The following is a 20,816-nucleotide window of genomic DNA, read 5'->3' as shown; positions in this document are numbered from 1 at the left end:
GAGCCGGGACGGCGGGCGTAACGTGGAGCCGCTGTCCGCGACGGAGCGGAGCGCCCTGGAGGAGACCTCGATGAAGAAGCTCATCAACGACCCGAAGAACGTCGTCGCGGAGTCCGTGGCCGGATTCGGCCTCGCGCACGCCGACCTGGTGCGGGTCGAGCCCGATCCGCTGTTCGTGGTGCGTGTCGACGCTCCTCGGCAGGGGAAGGTCGGCATCATCAGCGGCGGCGGCAGCGGGCACGAGCCCCTGCACGCCGGCTTCGTCGGCGTCGGCATGCTCGATGCCGCGGTGCCCGGGCCGGTGTTCACCTCCCCCACTCCCGATCCGATCGTCGCCGCCACGAAGGCGGTCGACGGCGGTGCGGGCGTCCTGCACGTCGTGAAGAACTACACCGGCGACGTGCTCAACTTCGAGACGGCGGCCGACCTGGCCCTCGCCGACGACGTGGAGGTCCGCTCGGTGATCGTCGACGACGACGTGGCCGTCAAGGACTCCCTCTACACGGCGGGGCGTCGCGGCGTGGCCGGGACGGTGATGGTGGAGAAGATCGCCGGAGCGGCGGCCGAGCGCGGCGACTCGCTGGACGAGGTGGCGGCGATCGCCGAGACGGTCGTCGCGAACGTCCGCTCGATGGGCGTCGCGCTGCGGCCCTGCACGGTGCCGCACGCGGGGGAGCCGAGCTTCGAGCTGGCCGAGGACGAGATCGAGATCGGCATCGGCATCCACGGCGAGCCCGGCCGCGAGCGGATCCCGCTCGAGCCGGCCGACCGGATCGTCGACCGCCTGCTCGCGCCGATCCTCGAGGACCTGCCCTTCTCCTCCGGCGACGACGTCCTCCTCTTCGTCAACGGACTGGGCGGCACCCCGCAGGTCGAGCTCTACCTCGTCTACCGGCGTGCCGCGGAGGTGCTGGCCGAGAAGGGCGTGACGGTGCGGCGGAGCCTGGTCGGCAGCTACGTCACCTCGCTGGAGATGCAGGGGGTCTCGATCACGCTGCTGAAGCTGGACGACGCGCTGACGGAGCTCTGGGACGCACCGGTGCAGACCGCGGCGCTGCGCTGGGGACGCTGAGCGGCCCCGAGCAGAGGGCGGGCGCCCGGCCCGGACAGCGGCGCGCACACGACGACACGACCGCACGACGACACGACCGCACGACGACACGACGGTCGCAGAGGCGACACAGGAAAGAGGACGGATCGATGCAGGACGGACAGGGAGCACTGGGGCTCGACGCGGCATGGGCTGTGGCGTGGATCCGGGCCGCGGCGCAGGCGGTCTCGGAGCACCGGGTGGAGCTGATCACACTCGACCGCGCGATCGGCGACGGCGACCACGGCGAGAACATGGACCGCGGCTTCCAGGCCGTGGTCGCGAAGCTCGACGCGGCTGCCGAGCTCGCGACTCCGGCCGAGGTGCTCAAGCTGGTGGCGACCACGCTGATCTCGACGGTGGGCGGAGCCTCCGGGCCGCTGTTCGGCACCGCGTTCCTCAAGGCGTCCGGCGCGGTCACCGGGCAGGAGTCGCTCGACGGTGCCGCGGTCGCGGCCCTGCTCGCGGCGGCGCGCGACGGGATCGTGCTGCGCGGCAAGGCCGAGGTCGGCGACAAGACGATGGTGGACGCGTGGACGCCGGCGGTCGAGGCCGCGCAGGCCGCCTCGGCCGACGGCTCCTCGGCGGCCGCCGTGCTCGCCGCGGCAGCGGACGCGGCACAGGGCGGAGCGGAGTCGACCGACCCGCTCGTCGCACGGAAGGGCCGGGCGAGCTACCTGGGCGAGCGGGCCGTCGGGCACCGCGATCCGGGCAGCGTGTCGAGCGTCCTGCTGCTGCGCGCCGCGGCCGAGGCGGCGGCGTGAGCGTCGGGCTCGTCCTCGTCTCGCACAGCGCGCGACTGGCCGAGGGACTTGTGGAGCTGGCGGCGCAGATGGCGCCCGACGTCGCGCTGATCGCCGCGGGCGGCACGGACGACGGCGGGATCGGGACGAGCTTCGAGCGGATCACCGCGGCGCTGGCCGAGGCCGACTCCGGCGAGGGCGCCGTGGTGCTCTGCGACCTCGGCTCGGCGATCATGACCGCGGAGACCGCGGTGGAGTTCCTGGACGACGAGGCGCGGGAGCGGGTCCGGATCGCGGACGCGCCGCTCGTGGAGGGTGCCGTGGCGGCGGCCGTGGCGGCGGGCACCGGTGCCGCGCTGGCGGACGTGCTCGCGGCGGCGGAGTCGGCGCGGGGCGCGCTGCTCGCCGAGTCGCCCGCGGCCCCCGCCGAGTCGGCGAGCGTGCGGCGGACGGTGCGGCTGATCAACCCGAACGGGCTGCACGCCCGGCCGGCGGCCGACTTCGTCACCCTCGCCACCCGCTTCGACGCGCGGATCGACGTGAACGGCAAGGACGCGACGAGCCTGCTCGGCGTGATGTCGCTCGGGCTCGACCGCGGTGACGAGGTCGCGATCTCGGCCACCGGTGCCGAGGCGGAGGAGGCCGTGGGGCGGCTCGCCGACCTGGTCGAGTCGGGCTTCGGCGAGGTCTAGCCGCCCAGGGCTCAGGGAGTCGCGGAAGGCGCCTCCTACCCTGGAGGCATGCCTCTGCGCGGAACCCGACCCCCGTCCGTCCTGCTCCGGCGCGTCCTCGCGGTGCCGCGCGCCGTGCGCCGGGCCGATGCCCGCGCCGCCCGGAAGCTCAACGCGCGCCGTCCGGTGCCGCTCGTGGACGGAGCGCTGGTCGGGCTCTCGCGCGCCGCCGATCACGGGGTGCTCTGGTTCGGGCTCGGGGCGCTGCTGCTCCTGGCCGGCCGGCCCCGCGAGGCGGCGCGGGGAGCGGCGTCGCTGGCGGTGGCGAGCGCCGCGGCGAACCTCGTCGGCAAGCAGCTCTTCGGCGGGGTCCGGCCGCTCGTGGTGGACGTGCCGGTGGGGCGGCGGCTCGCCCGCGTGCCCACCTCGCCGAGCTTCCCCTCCGGCCACGCGGCGAGTGCCGCCGCCTTCGCCGCCGGGGTCGCGCTCGAGAACCCGCGGGTGGGACTCGCCGTCGCGCCGCTCGCCGCGGCCGTCGCCTTCTCGCGCCTGCACGTCGGGGTGCACTGGCTCTCCGACGTGGTCGGCGGAGCGGCGCTCGGCGCGGTCGTCGCGGGCCTCGGGAAGGTGCTGGTGCCGGCGCGCCCGCGGCACGTCCCCGTCTCGGAGCGGACGAGCCGGCCGCCGGTCGACGTGCGTCCTCTCGGCGACGGAGCCGAGCTGCTGGTGGTGCTCAACCCGAGCGCCGGGCGCGACTCGCACCGGCCGGATCCGGAGCCGCTGATCCTGCAGCGCTTCCCCGCGGCGCGGGTGCACCGGCTGGCCGAGGGCGAGGACCTCGGCGACGTGGTGCGCTCGGCGCGCGCCGGCGACGCTCCGCCCGAGGTGCTGGGCGTCTACGGCGGCGACGGGACGATGGCGGTCGGCGCGGGGCTCGCGCGGGCCGAGGGGATGACGCTCCTGGTGCTGCCGGGCGGGACGATGAACCACTTCGCCAAGGCGCTGGGCCTGGTGACGATCCAGGACGCGCTCGACGCGGCGGCGCACGGCGAGCGCCGCGACGTCGACGTGGCCGAGGTGACGGCCGGGGACGCCGAGCCGGTCACGGTGCTGAACACCGTCTCGATCGGGCTGTACCCGGAGTTCGTGGCCGCGCGGGAGAAGCGCGAGAAGGTGATCGGCAAGCCGCTCGCCGCGGTCCTCGCCGCCTTCGAGGTGGTGCGCTCGACCGACCCGTTCGAGCTGCGGCGCGACGGGCGGACGGAGCTGGTCTGGTCGTACTTCGTCGGGGTGAACCGGGAGCACCCGCGCACCGCGACGCCGCTCGCCCGCCGGCGCCTGGACGACGGGCAGCTCGACATCCGCGTGCTGCACTCGGGACGGACGCCCCGGACCCGCGGCGCGGTGTCGCTGGCGCTCGGGCGGGGCGCGACGCCGGTGGTCGGGCGAGTGCCCGGCTGGCGCGCTCCGGTGGTCGAGTCGGCCAGCACCGCGGGCGTCGTGGTGGGCGCGCGGCGACCGGCCGGCGTGGACCCGGAGTGGGCGCACGACGGCGAGAGCGAGGTGTTCGACGGCGAGCCGGACGGGTTCCACGAGGCGAGGGTCCGGATCGTGCCGCTGGCGCTGCGGGTCTACTCGGCGGCCGACGACCGCGGGCACGGCGAGGGCGGTGCCGGGAAGTAAAGCCCCCGGCGGATGTCCGTCGATCCGCCTGCGCGCCGGGGAGCGCGTGCCACCCTGGGGAGGGAGCCGGCCGGGCTCTCCTGCAGCCGGCCGCTCCGCCGACTGAAGGAGTCCGCCGTGCGACGCATCCACTACGCCGAGGGGAGCGTCCTCACCGGGGACGACATCGCGGACGCGGTGCTCGAGTACGCCCGGATGCTCGCCTCGACGGCGACCGCGGCCACGGTGGAGATCCCCGTTCGGCGCGGTGGCGGCGTGCTGACGGCCCGGCTGCTGCTCGGACCGTCGAGCCAGATGCTCGTCGAGGACGAGCCCGAGGACGCCGCGGAGATCGTCGACGAAGCGCTGGTTGCCGAGCTGGCCGACCGCGCCCGCCGGCTCGGCCGGCCCGTGCCGATGGCGACCGACGACGACCTGGCGATCCCGCTGGACGTCCTCGACTACTGAGCCGAGTCCTGCGCGTCCGGGCGCTGGGCCGCCGGTCGGTCCGTCGCGGTCAGGGCCCGCTCGAGATCGTCGAGCGCGGGCACCTGCCCGGCGGTGATCTCCTCGCGGGCGCGCTCGAGCGGCAGCCACTCCGCACGCTCGATCTCCGGGTAGGCGCGGATCACTCCGGAGCCGCGCGGCCACTCGAGCTCGAAGGTGTTGCTGGCGACGAAGGCGATGTCGGCGGCGCACTCCGCGGCGAAGACGGTGACGGTCTTCCCGGAGCGCTGGCGGTAGGCACCGAGGAGCGCGTAGTCGAGGTCCGGGGCGGCGACGCCGATCTCCTCCTCGAACTCCCGCCGGGCGGCGTCGAGCGGTGCCTCCTCCGGCGTGTGCAGGCCCTTGGGGATCGACCAGGCCCGCGGGCGGCGGGTCCACAGCGGGCCGCCCATCCGGCCGAGGAACACCTCGCGCTCGCCGTCACGCAGCCGGTGCAGGAGGATCCCCGCGCTCGTGGGTCCCGTCATCGCCGCGCTCCGCTCATCCGCCCATCCTGCCGCCTGACCGGGCCGCCGTGGAAGGATCGAGGGGCCGACCCGCGATCCGCCCGGAGTGACCCGCATGAGCAGCACCGAGACCAGCCGTACCGAGACCAGCGGCGCCGAGACAGTCCACACCGAGACCGGCATCGGCGCCGAGACCGTCGGCGGTGCCGGGACCGGCATCGGAACGAGCGCCGGGACGACCGGCCGTGCGCTCGTCCTCCGGAGGCTGCGCGAGGAGCTCGGCTACGCGGTGACGACCGAGGGGCCGGACTTCGAGTCCGCGCACACCGACAAGTCGGGGTGGACCGCCGGCGGACGTGCGCTCGCGCTGGTCCGCGCGCGCTCGGTCGCCGACGTGCAGGCGACGCTCCGGCTCGCCACCGAGCACCGGGTGCCGGTCGTCCCGCGCGGTGCGGGGACGGGGCTCGCCGCGGGGGCCGTCGGCCGGGACGGCGCGATCGTGCTCTCGACGGCGGCCATGGACCGCATCCTGGAGATCTCGCTCGAGGACGAGCTCGCGGTGGTCGAGCCGGGCGTGCTCAATCAGGCGCTGTCGGACGCGGTCGCCGCGGACGGGCTGATCTTCTCGCCGGACCCGGCGAGCAAGGCGATCTCGAGCATCGGCGGCAACATCGCCACCAACGCGGGCGGGCTGCTCTGCGCGAAGTACGGGGTCACCCGCGAGGCGGTGCTCGGTCTGGCCGTCGTGCTGGCCGACGGGCGCCTGGTGCGGACCGGGCGGCGCAGCGTGAAGGGCGTCGCCGGCTACGACCTCACGGCGCTGCTGACCGGCTCGGAGGGGACGCTCGGGGTGATCGTCGAGGCGACGGTGAAGCTCCGGCCGATCCCCGCGGGCCGGGTGGTCACGATCGGCGCGTACTTCCCGAGTGTCGTCGCGGCCGCGGCCGCCTCGGCGGCGATCACGGCGGCCCGGCTGCGACCGGCGGTGATGGAGCTGATGGACGAGGGAGCGCTCGCCGCGATCGCCCGCTACACGGGCGCGCAGCTCGACCGCGGCGCCGCCTACCTGCTCGTGCAGACGGACGGCGGGGGAGCGGAGGACGAGGCGCGCCGGATCCTCGCGATCGTCACCGGGGCCGGCGGGGACGCCGAGTCGACGGACGACCCGGTGGCGGGCGAGGCGCTGCTCGCGGTGCGGCGGGCCTTCCATCCCGCGCTCGAGGCCGAGGGCGAGGTGCTGATCGAGGACGTCTGCGTGCCGCGCTCGGCGCTGCCCGCGATGTTCGCCGCGATCCGCGGGATCGAGGAGCGCACCGGGCTGAGCATCCCGACCGTGGCCCACGCGGGCGACGGCAACCTGCACCCGAACTTCGTCGTGCCAGCAGGGTCCGACGGGGTCGGCGAGGAGGTCTGGGCGGCGGCGGGCGAGCTGTTCCGGACCGCGCTCGCGCTCGGCGGCACTCTCACGGGCGAGCACGGGGTGGGGCTGCTGAAGCGGCGCTGGCTCGCGGAGGAGCTCGGCGAGGACTCGATGGCGCTGCAGCGCGGGATCAAGGCGGTGTTCGATCCGCTGGGGATCATGAACCCGGGCGCGGTGTACTGAAGGCTCTCGCCCGGGGTCAGAGGAGCTCCTCGGCGAGCAGCCAGGCCGTCAGCACGATCGTGGCGGCCGACATCAGCCAGTAGAGGATCGTCTCGCGCCAGGAGCCGGCCGAGCCGAGCACGGGGATCGCGGCGTAGCCGCCGGACGTCCAGAGCCGCCGCAGCACGGGCGTGCGGCGCACCCAGCGCGGAGAGCGGATCCGCAGCGGCCAGAGCCAGTTGATCCCCTCGGTGGTGAGGGCGTCGCCGGCGACGTGCACGAGGTAGCCGAGGGTCGCGGCGACCTGCAGCCAGGCCCAGGTGCCGTCGGCGAGGGTGACCAGGAGGACGGTCACGACGAGCGCTCCGGCCCAGGCGATCGGCCAGGACGGCGCCGCCCTGACCGCCTTCGCGGCGAAGGCGATCGCCGGCAGGGTGAGCACGGCGGCCAGCGAGACCGGGCCGACCAGCGGCACGGGGAAGCGCAGGGCGACCAGGAGCGGGATCAGGTACCAGACGACGGCGACGGCGAGCAGGGAGTGCATCCCGTGCCGGTGGCCGCCGCTGATGCGACCGGCGGTCGCGGTGAGGAGGGACGCACCGGGTGCCGAGCGCGAGATCGTCGCCCGGGCGTGGTCGGCGTCCGGGACGAGCGCCCAGCCGGCGGCGACGCCGAGACCGACGAGCCGCAGGTCGAGCGGCAGGCCGACGAGGCCGAGCGGCGCGGCGAGGGCCGGGACGGTCGTGACGACGGACCAGGCGAGCGCGCCGGAGACGGCGTGGGAGCGACCCATCACGAGAGTGCCTCCGCGGGGTGGAGATGCGCGGGTGGAGATGCGGAAGGTGGAGGGGAGGGAGGTGGTGGGCGATACCGGACTCGAACCGATGACCTCTTCCGTGTGAAGGAAGCGCGCTACCAACTGCGCCAATCGCCCTGACGGCCGTCTTGTGGACGACCCGAGAAACGATCGTAGCGGATCCGCGGCGCTCCGATGCACCGGGAACGGCGCGCCACGCCCGGGTGAACAGCGGGTTGCGGGCCGGTTTCGCGCGGAACGACGCGGGTCCGGCGTCGCGGTGCGCGAATCGGGCCGCCGTCGATTTGGAAGTTCGCGCGGCGTTCGGATACAGTCTTCTAGGTCGAGCCGGGCAGCGAAAGCGCCGGGGAGACAGGCAAGACAGGCAAGTGGCAGCAGGACAGCAATCCAACACATCATGCGGATGTGGCGCAGTGGTAGCGCATCACCTTGCCAAGGTGAGGGTCGCGAGTTCGAATCTCGTCATCCGCTCGAAGAACCGGCCCCCGGGCCGGTGTTTCACCTGGTCGGCCACGGGAGCTCACGCTCCGAGGGGCCGCCGACACCGAATCCCGTACACGGTGGATTGGCCGAGAGGCGAGGCAGCGGCCTGCAAAGCCGTATACACGGGTTCGAATCCCGTATCCACCTCGATCGTTCACCGAGCGAGGCGCTCCTCCGGGAGCAGCGGGCGATTGGCGCAGCGGTAGCGCGCTTCCCTGACACGGAAGAGGTCACTGGTTCGATCCCAGTATCGCCCACCACGACGACACCCCCGGCCCCGGCCGGGGGTTCGTGCGTTAACGGACCGGATCGGTCTAGCCTCGCAGGGTGTCAGCCTCGATCGCCGTCGGCCACGGCACCGTCCTCCGCCTGATCGTCCGCGAGGACGGTCCCGCGCTCGCCGAGGCGTACCGCCGCAACCGGCGCCGCCTCGCGCCGTGGGAGCCGCTGCGGTCGGCGCGGTTCTTCGAGGCCGGCGGGCAGACCGACGCCATCGCCGACGCGCTGCACGGGCACCGGTCCGGTGCGCTGCTCCCGCTGGTGCTCGAGCGCGGCGACGAGCTCGTCGGGCGGGTGACGCTCTCGAACGTGGTGCGCGGCGCCTTCGACAGCGCGGACCTCGGCTACTGGGTCGACGGCGAGCTGGAGGGCCGCGGGGTGATGACCCGCGCGGTCGGCGCGACCCTCGGCCTCGCCCGTGACGAGCTGCGGTTGCACCGGGTGCAGGCGGGCACGCTGCTGCACAACGTCGGCTCGCAGACGGTGCTCGAGCGCAACGGCTTCGAGCGGATCGGCGTGGCCCGGCGCTACCTGCGGATCGCGGGGGAGTGGCAGGACCACCTGCTCTTCCAGGTGCTGCTCGAGGACGCCGCGACGACGCCGCTGCTGCCGCCGCAGCCCTCGCCGATGCGGCTCGTCTAGGGTGAGCGCGCCGACGCTCGCTCGGCGCGGGCAGCCGGAGGGACCACGGACGATGAGGCGCACGATCGGCGGACGCGGGTTCGACTTCGAGCGGGAGGTCGCGGTGATGGCGGTCGTGAACCGCACGCCCGACTCCTTCTACGACAAGGGCTCCACCTTCGCGCTCGACCGAGCCGTCGACGCCGCGGTGCGGGCTGCCGAGCAGGGCGCCGACTGGGTCGACATCGGCGGCGTCCCCTTCGGCCGCGGGCCCGCCGTCTCGCTCCAGGAGGAGCTGGACCGGGTGGTGCCGGTGGTCGCGGCCATCCACGGGCGCAGCGACGTGGTGATCTCCGTCGACACGACCCGCGCCGAGGTGGCCCGGGCGAGCATCGCCGAGGGCGCCTCCGTCGTCAACGACACCAGCGGGCTGCACGATCCGGGGATGCTCGCGGTGCTCGCGGGCTCCTCCGCCCAGCTCGTCGTCACCCACAGCGTCGGTGCGCCGCGCAGCGAGCCCACGGCGCCGCAGTACGACGACGTCGTGGCCGAGGTGATCGAGCACCTGCGCGTCCGGGTGGACCGTGCGCGGGCCGCGGGGATCCCCGACGACCGGCTGATCGTCGATCCCGGGCACGACCTCAACAAGAACACGCTGCACACGCTGGAGCTGACGCGGCGGCTGGGGGAGCTGTCGGTCCTCGGGCTGCCGGTGCTCGCGGCGGTGTCGAACAAGGACTTCATCGGCGAGACCCTGGACCGGCCGCAGGGCGAGCGGCTGGAGGGATCGCTGGCGGCGGCGGTGATCTGCATCCTGAACGGCGCGCGGATCGTGCGGATGCACGACGTGCGGCAGGCGGTGGACGCGGTGCGGCTGACGGAGGCGGTGCTCGGCTGGCGGCAGCCGGCGTATCTGCGGCACAACGTCGCGGCCGACGAGACGGCGGACCGCGCGTGAGCGCGTCGATCGACCGGCTCCGGCCGGCGCCCGCCCAGGACCTCGACGACGAGCAGCTGCTCGCGGCCTACGCGGACGGCGCCGGTGACGCGTGGCTGCGGGTGAACTTCGTCTCGAGCATCGACGGCGCGGTGACCCGCGAGGGCGTCTCGGGGGCGCTAGGCGGCGAGGCGGATCTGCGGGTCTTCGACCTGCTGCGGCGCCTGGCCGACGTGGTGCTCGTCGCGGCGGGCACAGTGCGGACCGAGGGCTACGGGCCGATGGTGCTCGGCGACGAGGCCGCGGTGGCGCGGGCGGCGGCGGGGCTGCCTCCGCATCCGGTTTTCGCGATCGTGTCGGGGTCGCTGGACCTCGATCCAGGGTCGCGGATCTTCACGGAGGCGCCGGTGCGGCCGATCGTCGTGACGACCGGGGCGTCGCCGGAGCGGCGGCGCGCGGAGCTGGCCGAGGTCGCGGACGTGCTGGTCTGCGGCGAGGACGCGCTGGACGCGGGACGGATGCGCGCGGCACTCGTCGAGCGCGGGCTCGGCCGGATCCACTGCGAGGGTGGTCCGGGCCTCCTCGGCACACTGCTGGCCGCGGACGCCGTCGACGAGCTGTGCCTGACGATCAGCCCGTCGCTCGAGTCGGGCGACGCCGGCCGCATCGCCCGCGGCGCTGCGACGCCGCGGGACCTGCGCCTGGCCCACGTGCTGGCTGCCGGCGACACCCTCCTCCTCCGCTACCTGCGCTGACCCCTCCCGCGAGATGCCACTTGTGCACAGGACACGCCGAGGATTGCGTGCACAAGTGGCATCTCGCGGGAGGGTGGAGGGATGAGCGGGCCGGATCTGAGCAGGCAGACGTCGATGGTCGGGGTGCGGGTGCCCGAGGTGGCGATCGCGCTCAACGGGGGAGTCACGCCGGAGCTGGTGTGGCGGAACCAGCTGGACGGGCTGACCTTCCGGGTGCGGGACGGGTACCTGAAGTGGAATCCGCGGGCGAGCGGCGTCGACCTCGGGCGGGAGGCGGTGCGGCTCGAGTGGCTCGCCGGACGGCATCCGGTGCCGCGGATCCTCGAGCGCGGGGAGGACGATGAGGCGCAGTGGCTGCTGACGGCGCCGCTCGACGGCGCGAGCGCGGTCGCTCCGGAGTGGATCGCGCGGCCGGAGGAGGCGGTGCGGGCGATCGCGGCGGGGCTGCGGGCGGTGCACGCACTGCTCGTGGCCGAGGTGCCCGCGGCGCTGCGCGGCGACTCGTGGTTCGATCGGCGCCCCGCGGCGCTCGGTGCGGCTCCGGCGCTGGACGAGCCCGTCGTCGTGCACGGGGACGCCTGCGCGCCGAACACTCTGATCGGCAGCGACGGCCGCTGGTGCGCCTCCGTCGACGTGGGCGATCTCGGCGTGGGCGATCGCTGGGCCGATCTCGCGGTCGCGGTGGTCAGCCTCGGCTGGAACTACGGCGAGGGCTGGGGGCCGCTGCTGCTCCGCGAGTACGGGATCGGGCCGGACGAGGAGCGGGCGCAGTACTACCGGGAGCTGTGGCGGCTCGAGTCGTGAACCGAGCGCGACTCGGGAGCTCGGCCCTGCTGATCGAGCAGCCCGCGGAGCGGGCGTATCGAGAGCCGCCGGCGTCGGAACATGCGGCTGCAGTCCTGCCGTGCTGAGGACGGTGGGTCTCGATACGCCCCTGCGGGGCTACTCGACCAGCATGGGCTCGTGACGCCGCCTTGCCCGACCAGCATGTCTGCGGCGGTTTCAGTCCTTCGCGGCCGCCTTCTCGGAGTCCTTCGCGGCCTCGTCGTCCTGCGAGGTGCCCTTCTGGCCGCGGTTCTCGCTGGAGAGGCGCAGCCAGCGGCCGTCGCGGACGTCCTTCTCGTGGACCGCGGCCTTCTTGTCGCTCGCGGCGGTGTCGCGCGGGGGCAGCTGGATGGTCTCCTCCGCCTCGATGCCGGCCTGGAGCTCGCGGCCGCGCTCGAGCTCGGCGTCGAACTCGGCGCCGAAGAGCAGGGCGATGTTGGTGATCCAGATCCAGAGCAGGAAGACGATCACGCCACCGAGCGAGCCGTAGGTCTTGTTGTAGTTGGAGAAGTTGGCGACGTAGAACGCGAAGCCGACCGAGGCGAGCAGCCAGATCGCGAGCGCGAGGATCGAACCGACGCTGATCCAGCGGAACTTCGGCTGGCGGATGTTCGGCGCCCAGTAGTAGAGGATCGCGATGGTCAGCACCGCGATGATCACCAGCACCGGCCACTTGGCGATGTTCCAGACCGACAGCGCGGCGGGGCCGAGACCGACGACGTCGCCGACGGCGGTGGCGACCGGGCCGCTCAGCACCAGGATGAGCGCGGCGACGACGATGAGGATCACGGTGACGACGGTGACGCCGAGCATGGTCGGGCGCAGCTTCCAGAACGGGCGGCCCTCGTCGATCTCGTAGACGCGGTTCATCGCGCGGCCGAAGGCGCCGACGTAGCCGGAGGCGGACCAGAGCGCGCCGACGAGACCGGTGACGAAGGCGACGCCGGCGGCCGGCGAGTTGACCAGCGACTGGATCGGGTCGCGCAGCAGGTCGACGACCTCGGCGGAGGCCAGGTTGCCGACCAGGTCGAGCACGGTCTGCGTGGTCGCCTGCGCCTGGCCGAAGAGGCCGAGGACGGAGACGATGGCGAGCAGCGCCGGGAACAGCGCCAGCACGGCGTAGTAGGTGAGGGCGGCGGCGAGGTCGGTGCACTGGTCGGCGCCGAACTCGCGGCCGGTCTTCTTCAGGACGTAGAACCAGGAGCGCTTGGTGATGTCGGTGACGTCGTCGGGCTTGCGCGCGTCGTCGGGCTCGGGCGCGGTCTTCTCGCGGGTCGTGCTCTTCTCGGCCATGCCGCCACGCTATTGCCCCGCGCGGGAGAACGGTGGCCCCTTGACGCCGAGCCGCCCGATCCGGGAGGGGAGCGCTCTCAGACGGGCCCTCGATCCGGGGTCCGCGGCCGTGCTCCCGCGCCGGTGCCTCAGGCGGTGCGGCCCTGACGGCTCGCGGCGAGGATCCCGAAGGCGAGGAAGGAGCAGGTGGCGGTGAGCACGATCAGCAGCGGGGCGTCCCAGCCGCCGCTGACGTCGTGCGCGAGGCCGACCACGGTCGGGGCGGTGGCGGCGACGGCGTAGCCGAGGCCCTGCACGGTGGCGGAGAGCCGGGAGGCGTGCCGGTCGGAGCGGGAGAGGCGCACGAGCAGGACGAAGACGACGGTGATCCCGCCGCCCTGCGCCGCGCCGCCGAGCAGGCACCAGAGCGCCCAGAGCTGCGGGGCGAGCAGCAGGCCGAGCGGGACGGTGCACCAGAGCACGCCGATCAGGACGATGCTGCCGAGCGGCCGGAGCCGGCGCACCACCAGCGGGACGCCGATCGCGCCGATGATCGCGGCGATCTGGAAGACGGAGGAGCTCGCTCCGGCCGCCTCGATCGAGAAGCCGTTGCGGTCGACCAGGAGCGAGGGCAGCCAGGCGGTGACGCCGTAGTAGGAGAAGGCCTGGCTGGCGAAGCAGACCGCGAGCGCGAGCACGGTGGCGCTGCGCCAGATCCGGGGCGCCGGCTCCTGCGGTCCGCGCGCGGCCGGCGGGCGCGGGGCGGGGCGGAGGGCCCGGGCGGGTCCGCGGGCGAGCAGCCAGCCGGCGACGGCCAGGACGTTGAGCACCAGCCAGGCGAGCAGTGCGCCGCGCCAGCCGAGGACGAGGGCGAGCGGCGCGGTGCCCAGCGAGGTGATGGTCGAGCCGATGTTGAGCGCGGCGGTGTAGACGCCGGTCGTGAGGTCGACGCGCTCGGGTGCGACGTCGCGGCGGATGACGACGGGGACCACGACGTTGCCGAAGGTGATGAAGACGCCGATGAGGATCGTGCCGGCGACGACGGAGACCACGTCGCCGGCCGAGCGCAGGATCGTGCCGAGGGCGACGCCGAGCACGGTGACGGTCACCGCGGCGTCCGGCCCGACCCGGCGGATCACGAGCAGGGCCAGCGGCGTGGCCAGGGCGAAGCAGAGCACCGGGATGCTGGTGAGGACGCCCGCCTGGCCGGAGGAGAGCGCGAGGTCGCCGCGGATCGCGTCGATGACGGGAGCCACGGCCACGATCGGGCCCCGGAGGACCAGCGCGACCAGGGCGACGGCGACGACGAAGAGCCAGGGGGCGCTCCGCCGCGTCACGCCGGTCAGCTGGAGAGCCCGGCGGCGCGTGCCAGGAAGGACAGCACTCCGAAGACGATGCCGATGACACCGGTGATCAGGCCCGCGGTGGCGAAGCCGCGGCCGCCGAGCTGCGCGGAGGCGGCCCGGCCGCGGACGCCGAAGACGATCGCGAGGATCGACGGGACGAGGAGCGGGTTGATCAGGATGCTGGCGATGCCGAGGACGAGGCTCGCGATCGCGAGGGAGTTGCGGCGTGCGGGGGCGGCGCCGTAGCCGGCGGCCGGGCCGTAGCCGGGGGCCGGTCCGGAGCCCGGGGTGACCGGGTACTGCGGCGCGGCGCCGTAGCCGGGAGCGGCTCCGTACTCGGGCGCGGCTCCGTAGCCGGGGGTGGCGGGCTGCTCGGGCTCGGGCGTCCCGTAGGCGGGAGCGGGCGGCACGGCGGGGCGCGAGCGATCCGTCCAGGCCGCTCCGTCCCAGTAGAGCTCGGCACCGAGGTCGGCGGGGTGCGGGTACCAGCCGGGCGCGGGAAGAGGGGCGGAGTCGTCGGGCATGCGCTGATTCTAGGACGGCGGCGCGGAGCAGTGCGGCCGGGCGGCGGGACCGGGAGCGCCGTCCCGCCGGGTCGCCGCGGGGCGCGGGACCGCGGCGCAGGGCAGGATGGAGCCGTCGAGCGGGCTCGCCGCGCGGTCGCCGGAGGAGGAGCCATGGGCTGGAGCATCGTCGAGGTCGAGTGGGCGGACCCCCGGGCCGAGAGCCTGCGGGCGGCGCAGCGGGTCGAGCTGGACGAGCGCTACGGCTCGGACGACCACGAGCCGGGGACGCCGCCGTCCGCCGACGACGTGCCGGTGTTCCTCGTCGCCGTCGACGAGGGCGGCGCCGCCGTGGCCTGCGGCGGGCTGCGCCCGCTGCCGGACTCGGTGCTCGGGCCGGACGTCGTCGAGGTGAAGCGGATGTTCGTCGACCGGTCCGCCCGCGGCTCCGGAGTCGCCGCGGCCGTGCTCGCCGCGCTGGAGGACAGGGCCCGCGAGCGCGGGGCGGTCCGCCTGGTGCTGGAGACGGGCACGCTGCAGCCGGACGCGATCCGGTTCTACACGCGGCAGGGCTACGCGCCGATCCCGCTGTTCGGCTCCTACCTCGGCTCGGAGCACTCGGTCTGCTTCGGGCGCTCGCTGCGGCCGGCGCGCGTCGAGGCGTCGGCGGACGTCGATCCGCGCGCCGAGGTCGGCGACGGGACGCTGGTCTGGCACCTGGCCCAGGTGCGCGAGCGGGCCCGGGTGGGCCGGGACTGCGTGATCGGCCGGGGCGCGTATCTCGGCCCGGGTGTCGTGGTGGGCGACCGCTGCAAGATCCAGAACCACGCGCTCGTCTACGAGCCGGCCGTGCTCGGCGACGGGGTGTTCGTCGGCCCCGCCGTGGTGTTCACGAACGACCTGCGGCCCCGCGCCGTCACTCCGGACGGGGCACTGAAGTCGGCGGACGACTGGCACGCCGTCGGGGTCGTGGTGGAGGAGGGCGCGGCGATCGGCGCCCGAGCCGTCTGCGTCGCTCCGGTGCGCATCGGCGCCTGGGCGATGGTCGCGGCCGGCGCCGTGGTGGCCGCCGACGTGCCGCCCTTCGCCCTCGTGGTCGGCGTGCCCGGCCGGCGGGTCGGCTGGGTCGGGCGGGCCGGTGCGCGACTCGAGGCGGCCGGTGACGGTCCGGACGGCGCTCTCTGGCGCTGCCCGGAGACCGGCGAGGAGTATGTCGAGCGCGACGGGGTGCTGAGCCGGGTCTGAGTCCCGGGCCTGCCCGGCACCGGGCCCGGCCCGCACGGCGTCCGGCGCCGCGGCCCGCTCAGCCGCGGTGCGGGGTGAGCCCGCTCCGCTCGGGGACGGGGTCGCGGTGCCGGACCAGGGCGGGCGGGGTGCTGTGCCCGGCGTGCGGGGCGGCGCGGAAGGCGGGCGGGGCGTCGTGCGCGGAGGTCGTCGTGCTCGGCGCGGCGATCGGGAGGCGCGGAGACGGTGCCGCCGCCGTCGAGGTGCCGGCCGGGGCGCCCCGTCGTCCCGCGCGCCGGCCGTCGACGGCGCGGGCGATCGAGATCGCGCCGAAGAGCAGCACCACGCCGCCGACGGCGACCATGATCACCGCGCGGAGCCGGTCCGAGATCTGCTCGACCGCCTTGCCGGGCGTCTGCACCTCGAGCGCGGTGAAGAGGTAGCGGTCGTCCGCGCCGTTGATGGTCTGCATGCTGCGCAGCGTGTCGACGAGCCGGTCGCCGAGCGCCGTCGTCGTGGCGAGCGAGCCGTCGGCCGTCGGGGCGTCGGCGGTCACGCTCAGCAGCAGCCCCTGGCCGGCCCAGGCCGACCGCTCGACGGCGAACTGGGTGCTGAGACCCTGCGCGGCGATCGCTTCGGCGGTGTCGTCGCTGTTCATCACGGTGACGAGCACCTGGGCGGCGAGCGAGTTGTCCGAGGAGCGCAGGTACGGGTTGTCGGAGTTCAGCGCGGCGAGGGCCGGGTCGGCCTCCAGCTCCGCGGTGGAGGGCAGCTTCGGATTGACCAGCGCGTAGGTCGCGGTCGAGGCGTAGGTGCGCGGTGAGAGCACGAGGACGTACGCCATGGCGGCGACGGTGAGCACGAGGACGACGCCGGCGAGGAGCCGGTGGCGCCAGAGGGTGCGGAGAACGGAGACGGGGTCCATCAGGACAGCCTTTCTGGGACGTGATCGATCGCGCCGCGGGCGGGGACGGTGGTGTCCGCGCTCAGGGCGGAGGGGAGTCCGAGCTCGGCGCGGACCAGGAGCCAGCAGCTCCCGGACAGGCCGAGCACGAACGGGTACAGCAGGGCGAACACCGGGAAGCCCAGTGAGTCGAAGGTGGCGGAGGCGACCGCGGCGACCGTCGCGGAAGCGGCGACGCTCCCGGTCAGGGCGCGCAGGCGCGGGTCCCGGGCGAACTGGGCGGCGATCAGCCCGAAGAGGGCCGGGACGCCGAAGTAGGCGAGCACCGCGACGGCGCCGAGGAGGCCGAGCGTGATGGCGGCGCCGAGGTACTGGTTGTCGAGGATGAGCAGGGCGCTGTCCGGGAGGTAGGTGCCCGGGCCGGTGCCCAGCAGGGGCTGGTGCGCGACGAGGGCCGCCACGCGCGGGTAGTTGTCGAGGCGGTTGGTGATCGAGGAGTCGCTGGTGCCCGCGCCGATCGAGCCGGTGAGGGTGCCGAGCAGGCCCGGGGTGGTCACGAAGAACGCGGCGACGGCGACGGGCGCGATCACGTAGCCCCACCTCCTGGCGTAGGCGGGCAGGAAGACAGCGCAGACCACAGCGCCCACCACCAGGGAGAGCACTCCCGACCGCGAGACCGTCAGCGCCAGGGCGACGACCAGCAGCACGCAGGAGGCGGCGCGGAGGAACCGCGGGGTCGTCCGGTCGTACAGCAGCCGCCAGACGGCGAGCGGCAGCAGCATCGCCGAGACGACCGCCAGCTCGATCGGGTGGAAGGTGGTGCCCGCCACCCGGGTGAGCCCGTCCCGGTCCTGGAACGGCGTGCTGCCGCCGTTGTCGACGAAGCCGACCATGACGCTCCGGATCCACTCGACCGGGTCGACGTGGGTGGTGAACTGGATGATCGCCACGATCGCGCAGATCGACGCCGCGTTCACGAGCGAGCCGAGCAGCACCCGCGCGTCCTCGAGGGTGCGCACGCTCTGGGTGGTGACCAGGGCGATCCCGGCGGAGGCGAGCAGCAGCAGCAGCCAGCGGTCGGCGCTGAGCTGCCCCTCGCCGGTGCGCGGGATGGTGTCGTTGACGGCGTAGCGGACGTAGGACGCGATGCTCACGAGCAGCAGCAGGGTGAGCGCGGCCCGCCCCGGGTGGCGCATCGGGATCGGGTCGTGCAGCCCCAGCAGGGCCGACGCCGCCCACGCGCCGGTGAGCAGCAGTGCGAGCACCATCGCGACCGAGCCGGACGCGCCCAGGGGAGCGAGCACCTGATCCGCGGGGAAGAGGAACAGCGCGTAGGCGACCAGGCGCAGCAGCGTCGGGGGCCCGGTCCGCTCGATCATCACGGCCACGGGTCAGGCCCCCGACTGCGCGGAGGAGGCCCGGCGGGTGGTCTCGTCGCGGGTCCAGCCCGCCGCCTGCCGCTCCGGCAGCCGGCTGGCGAGGGCGAAGCAGAGGTAGACGGCGGCGTCGGCGAGCTCGAGCGGACCCTGGGCGGCCCGCAGCACCTGAACGGCGGTGCGGGACGAGCGGCGCTCGCCGCCGGGGGTCGCCGCCGCCAGCTGCGCGCTGCCGCGCTGGGTGCGGCGCAGGACGCCGAGCAGGCTGGTCGCGCTCCGGGGCACCTGCACCACCGCGGGGGCGGTGGCGACGACGGCGCGCTCGGCGACGGAGAACCGGCCGTCGACGAACTCGTCGTCGGCGATCAGCGCGGGGAAGGTCCCGATCCGCTCGTGCCCCGGGCCGCTGACGGCGTAGCCGCCGGCCCCCCAGAGCGCGGTGTGCAGCGAGGCCGTGCGCGAGCGGGCGCGGTAGTAGGCGCGGACCAGCGGGTCGGCTCCGGTCGCGTCGTAGACCGCCGTCGGCCGGGCGGCGAGCAGCCCGCCGCGGGTGACCGCGTCGAAGACGTTCCAGACCGCGTCCGCCGTGACACCGACGTCCGCGTCGAGGTAGAGGCGCGGCCAGGTGGCGGCCACCGCGTCGCCCGCGTTCAGGGCCGCGGTCTTGGACGCCTCGGCGATCTCGACCACGGTGACGCCGGCGAAGCCGCGCGCGATCTCGGCGGTGGCGTCGGTGCAGGCGTTGCAGACGACGATCACCTCGAGGGCGCCGCTCGCGGCCGCGGCGGCCAGCGGCGCCAGAGTGCGGGCGATCACCGCCTCCTCGTCGTGCGCGGGGACGACGACCGAGCCGCTCGGGTGCGGTGCGGCGAGCGGGCGGGCGAGCGCGCCGGAGGGGAGCGAGGCGAGCCGGGCACCGACCGCGAGCGCGAGGGCCGCGTGCCGGTGCTCGCGGCCTCGGGCGCCGGGGAGGGCGCTGCGGGCGGACTCCGCCGCCAGCACGACGAGGCGGAAGGTGCTCGAGTACAGCGCGCCGTGGAACTTCTGCACGTAGCGCACCCGGTTCACGGCGAGCAGCGCGGCGAGGGCGGTGGAGGAGCCGGAGCCGCCGCCGTCGTGCACGACCTGCGCGGCGGGCTCGAACCAGGCCTCGGCGCCGAGGTCGCGGGCGCGGCGGAAGTAGTCCGTCTCCTCGGAGTAGAGGAAGAACCGCTCGTCCCAGTCGCCGAGGCGGGCGGCGACCAGCGCGTCGATCAGCATCGCGGCGCCGGTCGCCCAGTCGATCCGGTGGGCGTGGCGGTAGCTCTCCGGATCGCTGTCGGTCTCGCTGGAGAACGCGGGGCGGTCGAGGACCTTGTCGCCGAGCAGTGCGTCGCCGAGGGCGCGCAGCCGGGTCGGCTCGCGGCGGAGCGAGCGCGACGGGGCGCCCGCGGCGTCGAGCAGGAGCGGCACGACGATGCCCGCGGAGGAGGAGTCCATCCGCGCCAGCAGCGTCGAGACCGCGCCGGGCAGCACGACCAGATCGGGGTTCAGCACGAGCAGCGCGCCCGCGTCGCCCGCGTGCCGCCGGGCGATGTTGATCGCGGCGGCGTAGCCGACGTTGGCGCCCGCGTCGACGGCGACGACGTCGGAGTGCGCCGCCGCGAGGGCGAGCGAGCCGTCGTCGGAGGCGTTGTCGACGACGACCACGCGGATCCGGACGCCGGTCGCGGCCTCCGCACGCAGGCTCGTCAGCAGGCGCTCCATCGTCGCGGCCGAGCGGTAGCTGACGACGAGGGCGGCGACGTCGGCGCGCTCGCCGGCTCCGACGAAGCGGGCGCTCCCGCCGGGCAGGATCACGGGCAGCACGGGGGACGGCGCGGCGGGCTGCGCGGCCCTGCCGAGCACGGGGCCTCGGTGCGGGGTGGTCGAGCTGTGCCGGCGCAGGCTCGCGTAGGCGAGCGGGCCCTCGACGAGGTAGCGGCGCGCGAGGCGGCGCGGCTCGAGCGCGAGGCGCCAGAGCCACTCCACGCCGCGGTCGGCGACCCACTGCGGCGCCCGGCGGACGGAGCCGCCGAGGAAGTCGACGGCCGCGCCGAAGGCCAGCAGCACGTGCGCGCCGGTGCGCGGGCCGTGCTCGTCGATCCAGAGCTCCTGGCGGGGCTTGCCGAGTCCGACGATGAGGAGGTCGACCCGCGCACCGCGGATCGACTCGACCAGCGCGGCGTTGGCGGCGGGGTCGGCGAGCTCGGCCCGGGACGGCGACCAGAGTCCGGCCATCACCAGGTCGGGCCGCTCCTCGGACAGGCGGGCGCGCAGCCGGGACTGCGCGGCCTCGGAGCCGCCGAGCACGCCGACGCGCACGCCGTCGGTCGCGGCGCGGTCCAGCAGCGGACCGATCAGGTCGCTGCCGGCCAGGCGCGGCCAGGAGACGCCGGTGAGCCGCTCGGCCTGCTTGGCGATCGGGCTGCCGTCGATGAGCGAGAGCCACTCGACCGGGCGGGCCGGGACGTCCAGCGGCGCGTCGGTCCACTCGGTCTCGCCCTCGGCCACCGGGACCAGGACGAGTGTCGGCGCCTCGGCGACCGGCAGGGCGCGGCGCTCGAGCACGTGCTGCCAGCGTCCGCCGTGGCCGAAGTGGTTGACGTGGTCGACGTTCACGGAGAGGACGCCCAGCGGTGCGTCGTGCAGGGCGGCGGCGCGGTCCGCGATGGTGCGGACCGCCTCCTCGTGCCGGGCGAGATCGACGGGGCTGCCGCCGAGGACGACCCGGCGGTGGGTTTCGAGGGTCATG

19 protein-coding genes, 4 tRNA genes and 1 pseudogene are annotated in these 20,816 nt (G+C 74.9%); 15 read left to right on the top strand and 9 right to left on the bottom strand.

Going from position 1 to position 20,816, the window contains the following annotated elements; translation table 11 throughout:
* Positions 1-70: 70 nt before the first annotated feature.
* From dhaK to MT351_RS14640, 5 genes are all read left to right on the top strand, one after another.
* Entirely contained in the window at positions 71-1,072 is a 1,002-nt protein-coding gene (gene dhaK, locus MT351_RS14660) for a dihydroxyacetone kinase subunit DhaK (RefSeq protein ID WP_243582536.1), read from the top strand.
* A gap of 128 nt (positions 1,073-1,200) precedes the next feature.
* Positions 1,201-1,854: a dihydroxyacetone kinase subunit DhaL gene (gene dhaL / locus MT351_RS14655; RefSeq protein WP_185019968.1), complete on the top strand. Its 654-nt coding sequence runs from the start codon at positions 1,201-1,203 to the stop codon at positions 1,852-1,854.
* On the top strand, positions 1,851-2,525 hold the full coding sequence (gene dhaM / locus MT351_RS14650) for a dihydroxyacetone kinase phosphoryl donor subunit DhaM (protein WP_123733009.1): 675 nt from the start codon (positions 1,851-1,853) through the stop codon (positions 2,523-2,525). The genes dhaL and dhaM overlap by 4 nt, the downstream gene beginning before the upstream one ends.
* A 48-nt stretch (positions 2,526-2,573) precedes the next feature.
* The gene (locus tag MT351_RS14645) at positions 2,574-4,187 is read left to right on the top strand and encodes a bifunctional phosphatase PAP2/diacylglycerol kinase family protein (protein ID WP_123735876.1); all 1,614 of its coding nucleotides are present in this window, start codon (positions 2,574-2,576) and stop codon (positions 4,185-4,187) included.
* Positions 4,188-4,304: 117 nt separating this feature from the next.
* Complete coding sequence (locus MT351_RS14640) at positions 4,305-4,634, top strand: hypothetical protein (protein WP_123735875.1); 330 nt, start codon at positions 4,305-4,307, stop codon at positions 4,632-4,634.
* Here the strand turns inward: MT351_RS14640 and MT351_RS14635 are convergent.
* Positions 4,628-5,140: an NUDIX domain-containing protein gene (locus tag MT351_RS14635; protein WP_243582535.1), complete on the bottom strand. Its 513-nt coding sequence runs from the start codon at positions 5,138-5,140 to the stop codon at positions 4,628-4,630. The two genes, MT351_RS14640 and MT351_RS14635, sit on opposite strands and share 7 nt — an antisense overlap.
* Positions 5,141-5,234: 94 nt before the next feature.
* Between MT351_RS14635 and MT351_RS14630 the strand changes: the two genes are divergently transcribed.
* Complete coding sequence (locus MT351_RS14630; RefSeq protein WP_243582533.1) at positions 5,235-6,722, top strand: FAD-binding oxidoreductase; 1,488 nt, start codon at positions 5,235-5,237, stop codon at positions 6,720-6,722.
* Positions 6,723-6,738: 16 nt separating this feature from the next.
* Here MT351_RS14630 and MT351_RS14625 read toward each other — a convergent pair whose 3' ends face one another.
* Positions 6,739-7,494 carry a metal-dependent hydrolase gene (locus tag MT351_RS14625; RefSeq protein WP_243582553.1) on the bottom strand — a complete coding sequence of 252 codons (756 nt, stop codon included), beginning with the start codon at positions 7,492-7,494 and terminating at the stop codon, positions 6,739-6,741.
* A gap of 65 nt (positions 7,495-7,559) precedes the next feature.
* Positions 7,560-7,635, bottom strand: a tRNA-Val gene (locus tag MT351_RS14620).
* 282 nt (positions 7,636-7,917) lie between these two features.
* Between MT351_RS14620 and MT351_RS14615 the strand changes: the two genes are divergently transcribed.
* From MT351_RS14615 to MT351_RS14585, 7 genes are all read left to right on the top strand, one after another.
* Positions 7,918-7,989, top strand: a tRNA-Gly gene (locus MT351_RS14615).
* Positions 7,990-8,077: 88 nt separating this feature from the next.
* Positions 8,078-8,148 (top strand) — tRNA-Cys (locus tag MT351_RS14610).
* Between the two features lie 38 nt (positions 8,149-8,186).
* A tRNA-Val gene (locus MT351_RS14605) sits at positions 8,187-8,261 on the top strand.
* Between the two features lie 67 nt (positions 8,262-8,328).
* Entirely contained in the window at positions 8,329-8,922 is a 594-nt protein-coding gene (locus MT351_RS14600; RefSeq protein ID WP_243582532.1) for a GNAT family N-acetyltransferase, read from the top strand.
* A gap of 52 nt (positions 8,923-8,974) precedes the next feature.
* Complete coding sequence (gene folP / locus MT351_RS14595) at positions 8,975-9,859, top strand: dihydropteroate synthase (protein ID WP_132436323.1); 885 nt, start codon at positions 8,975-8,977, stop codon at positions 9,857-9,859.
* A complete protein-coding gene (locus MT351_RS14590) occupies positions 9,856-10,593 on the top strand; it encodes a pyrimidine reductase family protein (RefSeq protein WP_243582531.1) in 738 nt (245 codons plus the stop codon). The genes folP and MT351_RS14590 overlap by 4 nt, the downstream gene beginning before the upstream one ends.
* Before the next feature lie 81 nt (positions 10,594-10,674).
* Complete coding sequence (locus MT351_RS14585) at positions 10,675-11,397, top strand: phosphotransferase (RefSeq protein ID WP_243582529.1); 723 nt, start codon at positions 10,675-10,677, stop codon at positions 11,395-11,397.
* Positions 11,398-11,595: 198 nt separating this feature from the next.
* Here MT351_RS14585 and MT351_RS14580 read toward each other — a convergent pair whose 3' ends face one another.
* The 3 genes from MT351_RS14580 to MT351_RS14570 all read right to left on the bottom strand — a co-directional run bounded on the left by MT351_RS14580 (position 11,596) and on the right by MT351_RS14570 (position 14,560).
* Positions 11,596-12,711: a YihY/virulence factor BrkB family protein gene (locus MT351_RS14580; protein WP_243582527.1), complete on the bottom strand. Its 1,116-nt coding sequence runs from the start codon at positions 12,709-12,711 to the stop codon at positions 11,596-11,598.
* Between the two features lie 128 nt (positions 12,712-12,839).
* Complete coding sequence (locus MT351_RS14575; protein WP_308197765.1) at positions 12,840-14,027, bottom strand: MFS transporter; 1,188 nt, start codon at positions 14,025-14,027, stop codon at positions 12,840-12,842.
* A 5-nt stretch (positions 14,028-14,032) separates the two neighbouring features.
* The gene (locus MT351_RS14570) at positions 14,033-14,560 is read right to left on the bottom strand and encodes a DUF4190 domain-containing protein (RefSeq protein ID WP_243582525.1); all 528 of its coding nucleotides are present in this window, start codon (positions 14,558-14,560) and stop codon (positions 14,033-14,035) included.
* Positions 14,561-14,713: 153 nt separating this feature from the next.
* Here MT351_RS14570 and MT351_RS14565 point away from each other — a divergent pair.
* Both MT351_RS14565 and MT351_RS14560 read left to right on the top strand, forming a co-directional pair.
* Positions 14,714-15,106: pseudogene (locus MT351_RS14565) on the top strand (GNAT family N-acetyltransferase); the annotation flags it as partial.
* 72 nt (positions 15,107-15,178) lie between these two features.
* Complete coding sequence (locus MT351_RS14560; RefSeq protein ID WP_243582551.1) at positions 15,179-15,784, top strand: acyltransferase; 606 nt, start codon at positions 15,179-15,181, stop codon at positions 15,782-15,784.
* Between the two features lie 58 nt (positions 15,785-15,842).
* Here MT351_RS14560 and MT351_RS14555 read toward each other — a convergent pair whose 3' ends face one another.
* Genes MT351_RS14555 through MT351_RS14545 form a run of 3 tightly spaced genes read right to left on the bottom strand, consistent with a single transcriptional unit; the run spans position 15,843 to position 20,815 of the window.
* Positions 15,843-16,688 carry a chain-length determining protein gene (locus tag MT351_RS14555; RefSeq protein WP_243582524.1) on the bottom strand — a complete coding sequence of 282 codons (846 nt, stop codon included), beginning with the start codon at positions 16,686-16,688 and terminating at the stop codon, positions 15,843-15,845.
* Positions 16,688-18,046, bottom strand: a complete 1,359-nt coding sequence (locus MT351_RS14550) for an O-antigen ligase (RefSeq protein WP_243582522.1) — start codon at positions 18,044-18,046, stop codon at positions 16,688-16,690. Before MT351_RS14550 ends, MT351_RS14555 begins: the two co-directional genes overlap by 1 nt.
* 12 nt (positions 18,047-18,058) lie before the next feature.
* Positions 18,059-20,815, bottom strand: a complete 2,757-nt coding sequence (locus tag MT351_RS14545; RefSeq protein ID WP_243582521.1) for a WecB/TagA/CpsF family glycosyltransferase — start codon at positions 20,813-20,815, stop codon at positions 18,059-18,061.
* Between the last annotated feature and the right edge of the window lies 1 nt (position 20,816).

This window comes from Rathayibacter sp. VKM Ac-2926 (genome assembly GCF_022815565.1).
Taxonomy (GTDB): Bacteria; Actinomycetota; Actinomycetes; order Actinomycetales; family Microbacteriaceae; genus Rathayibacter; species Rathayibacter festucae.
The sequence above is the reverse complement of the archived record's forward strand: the minus strand, read 5'-3'. Positions and strand labels throughout refer to the sequence as shown.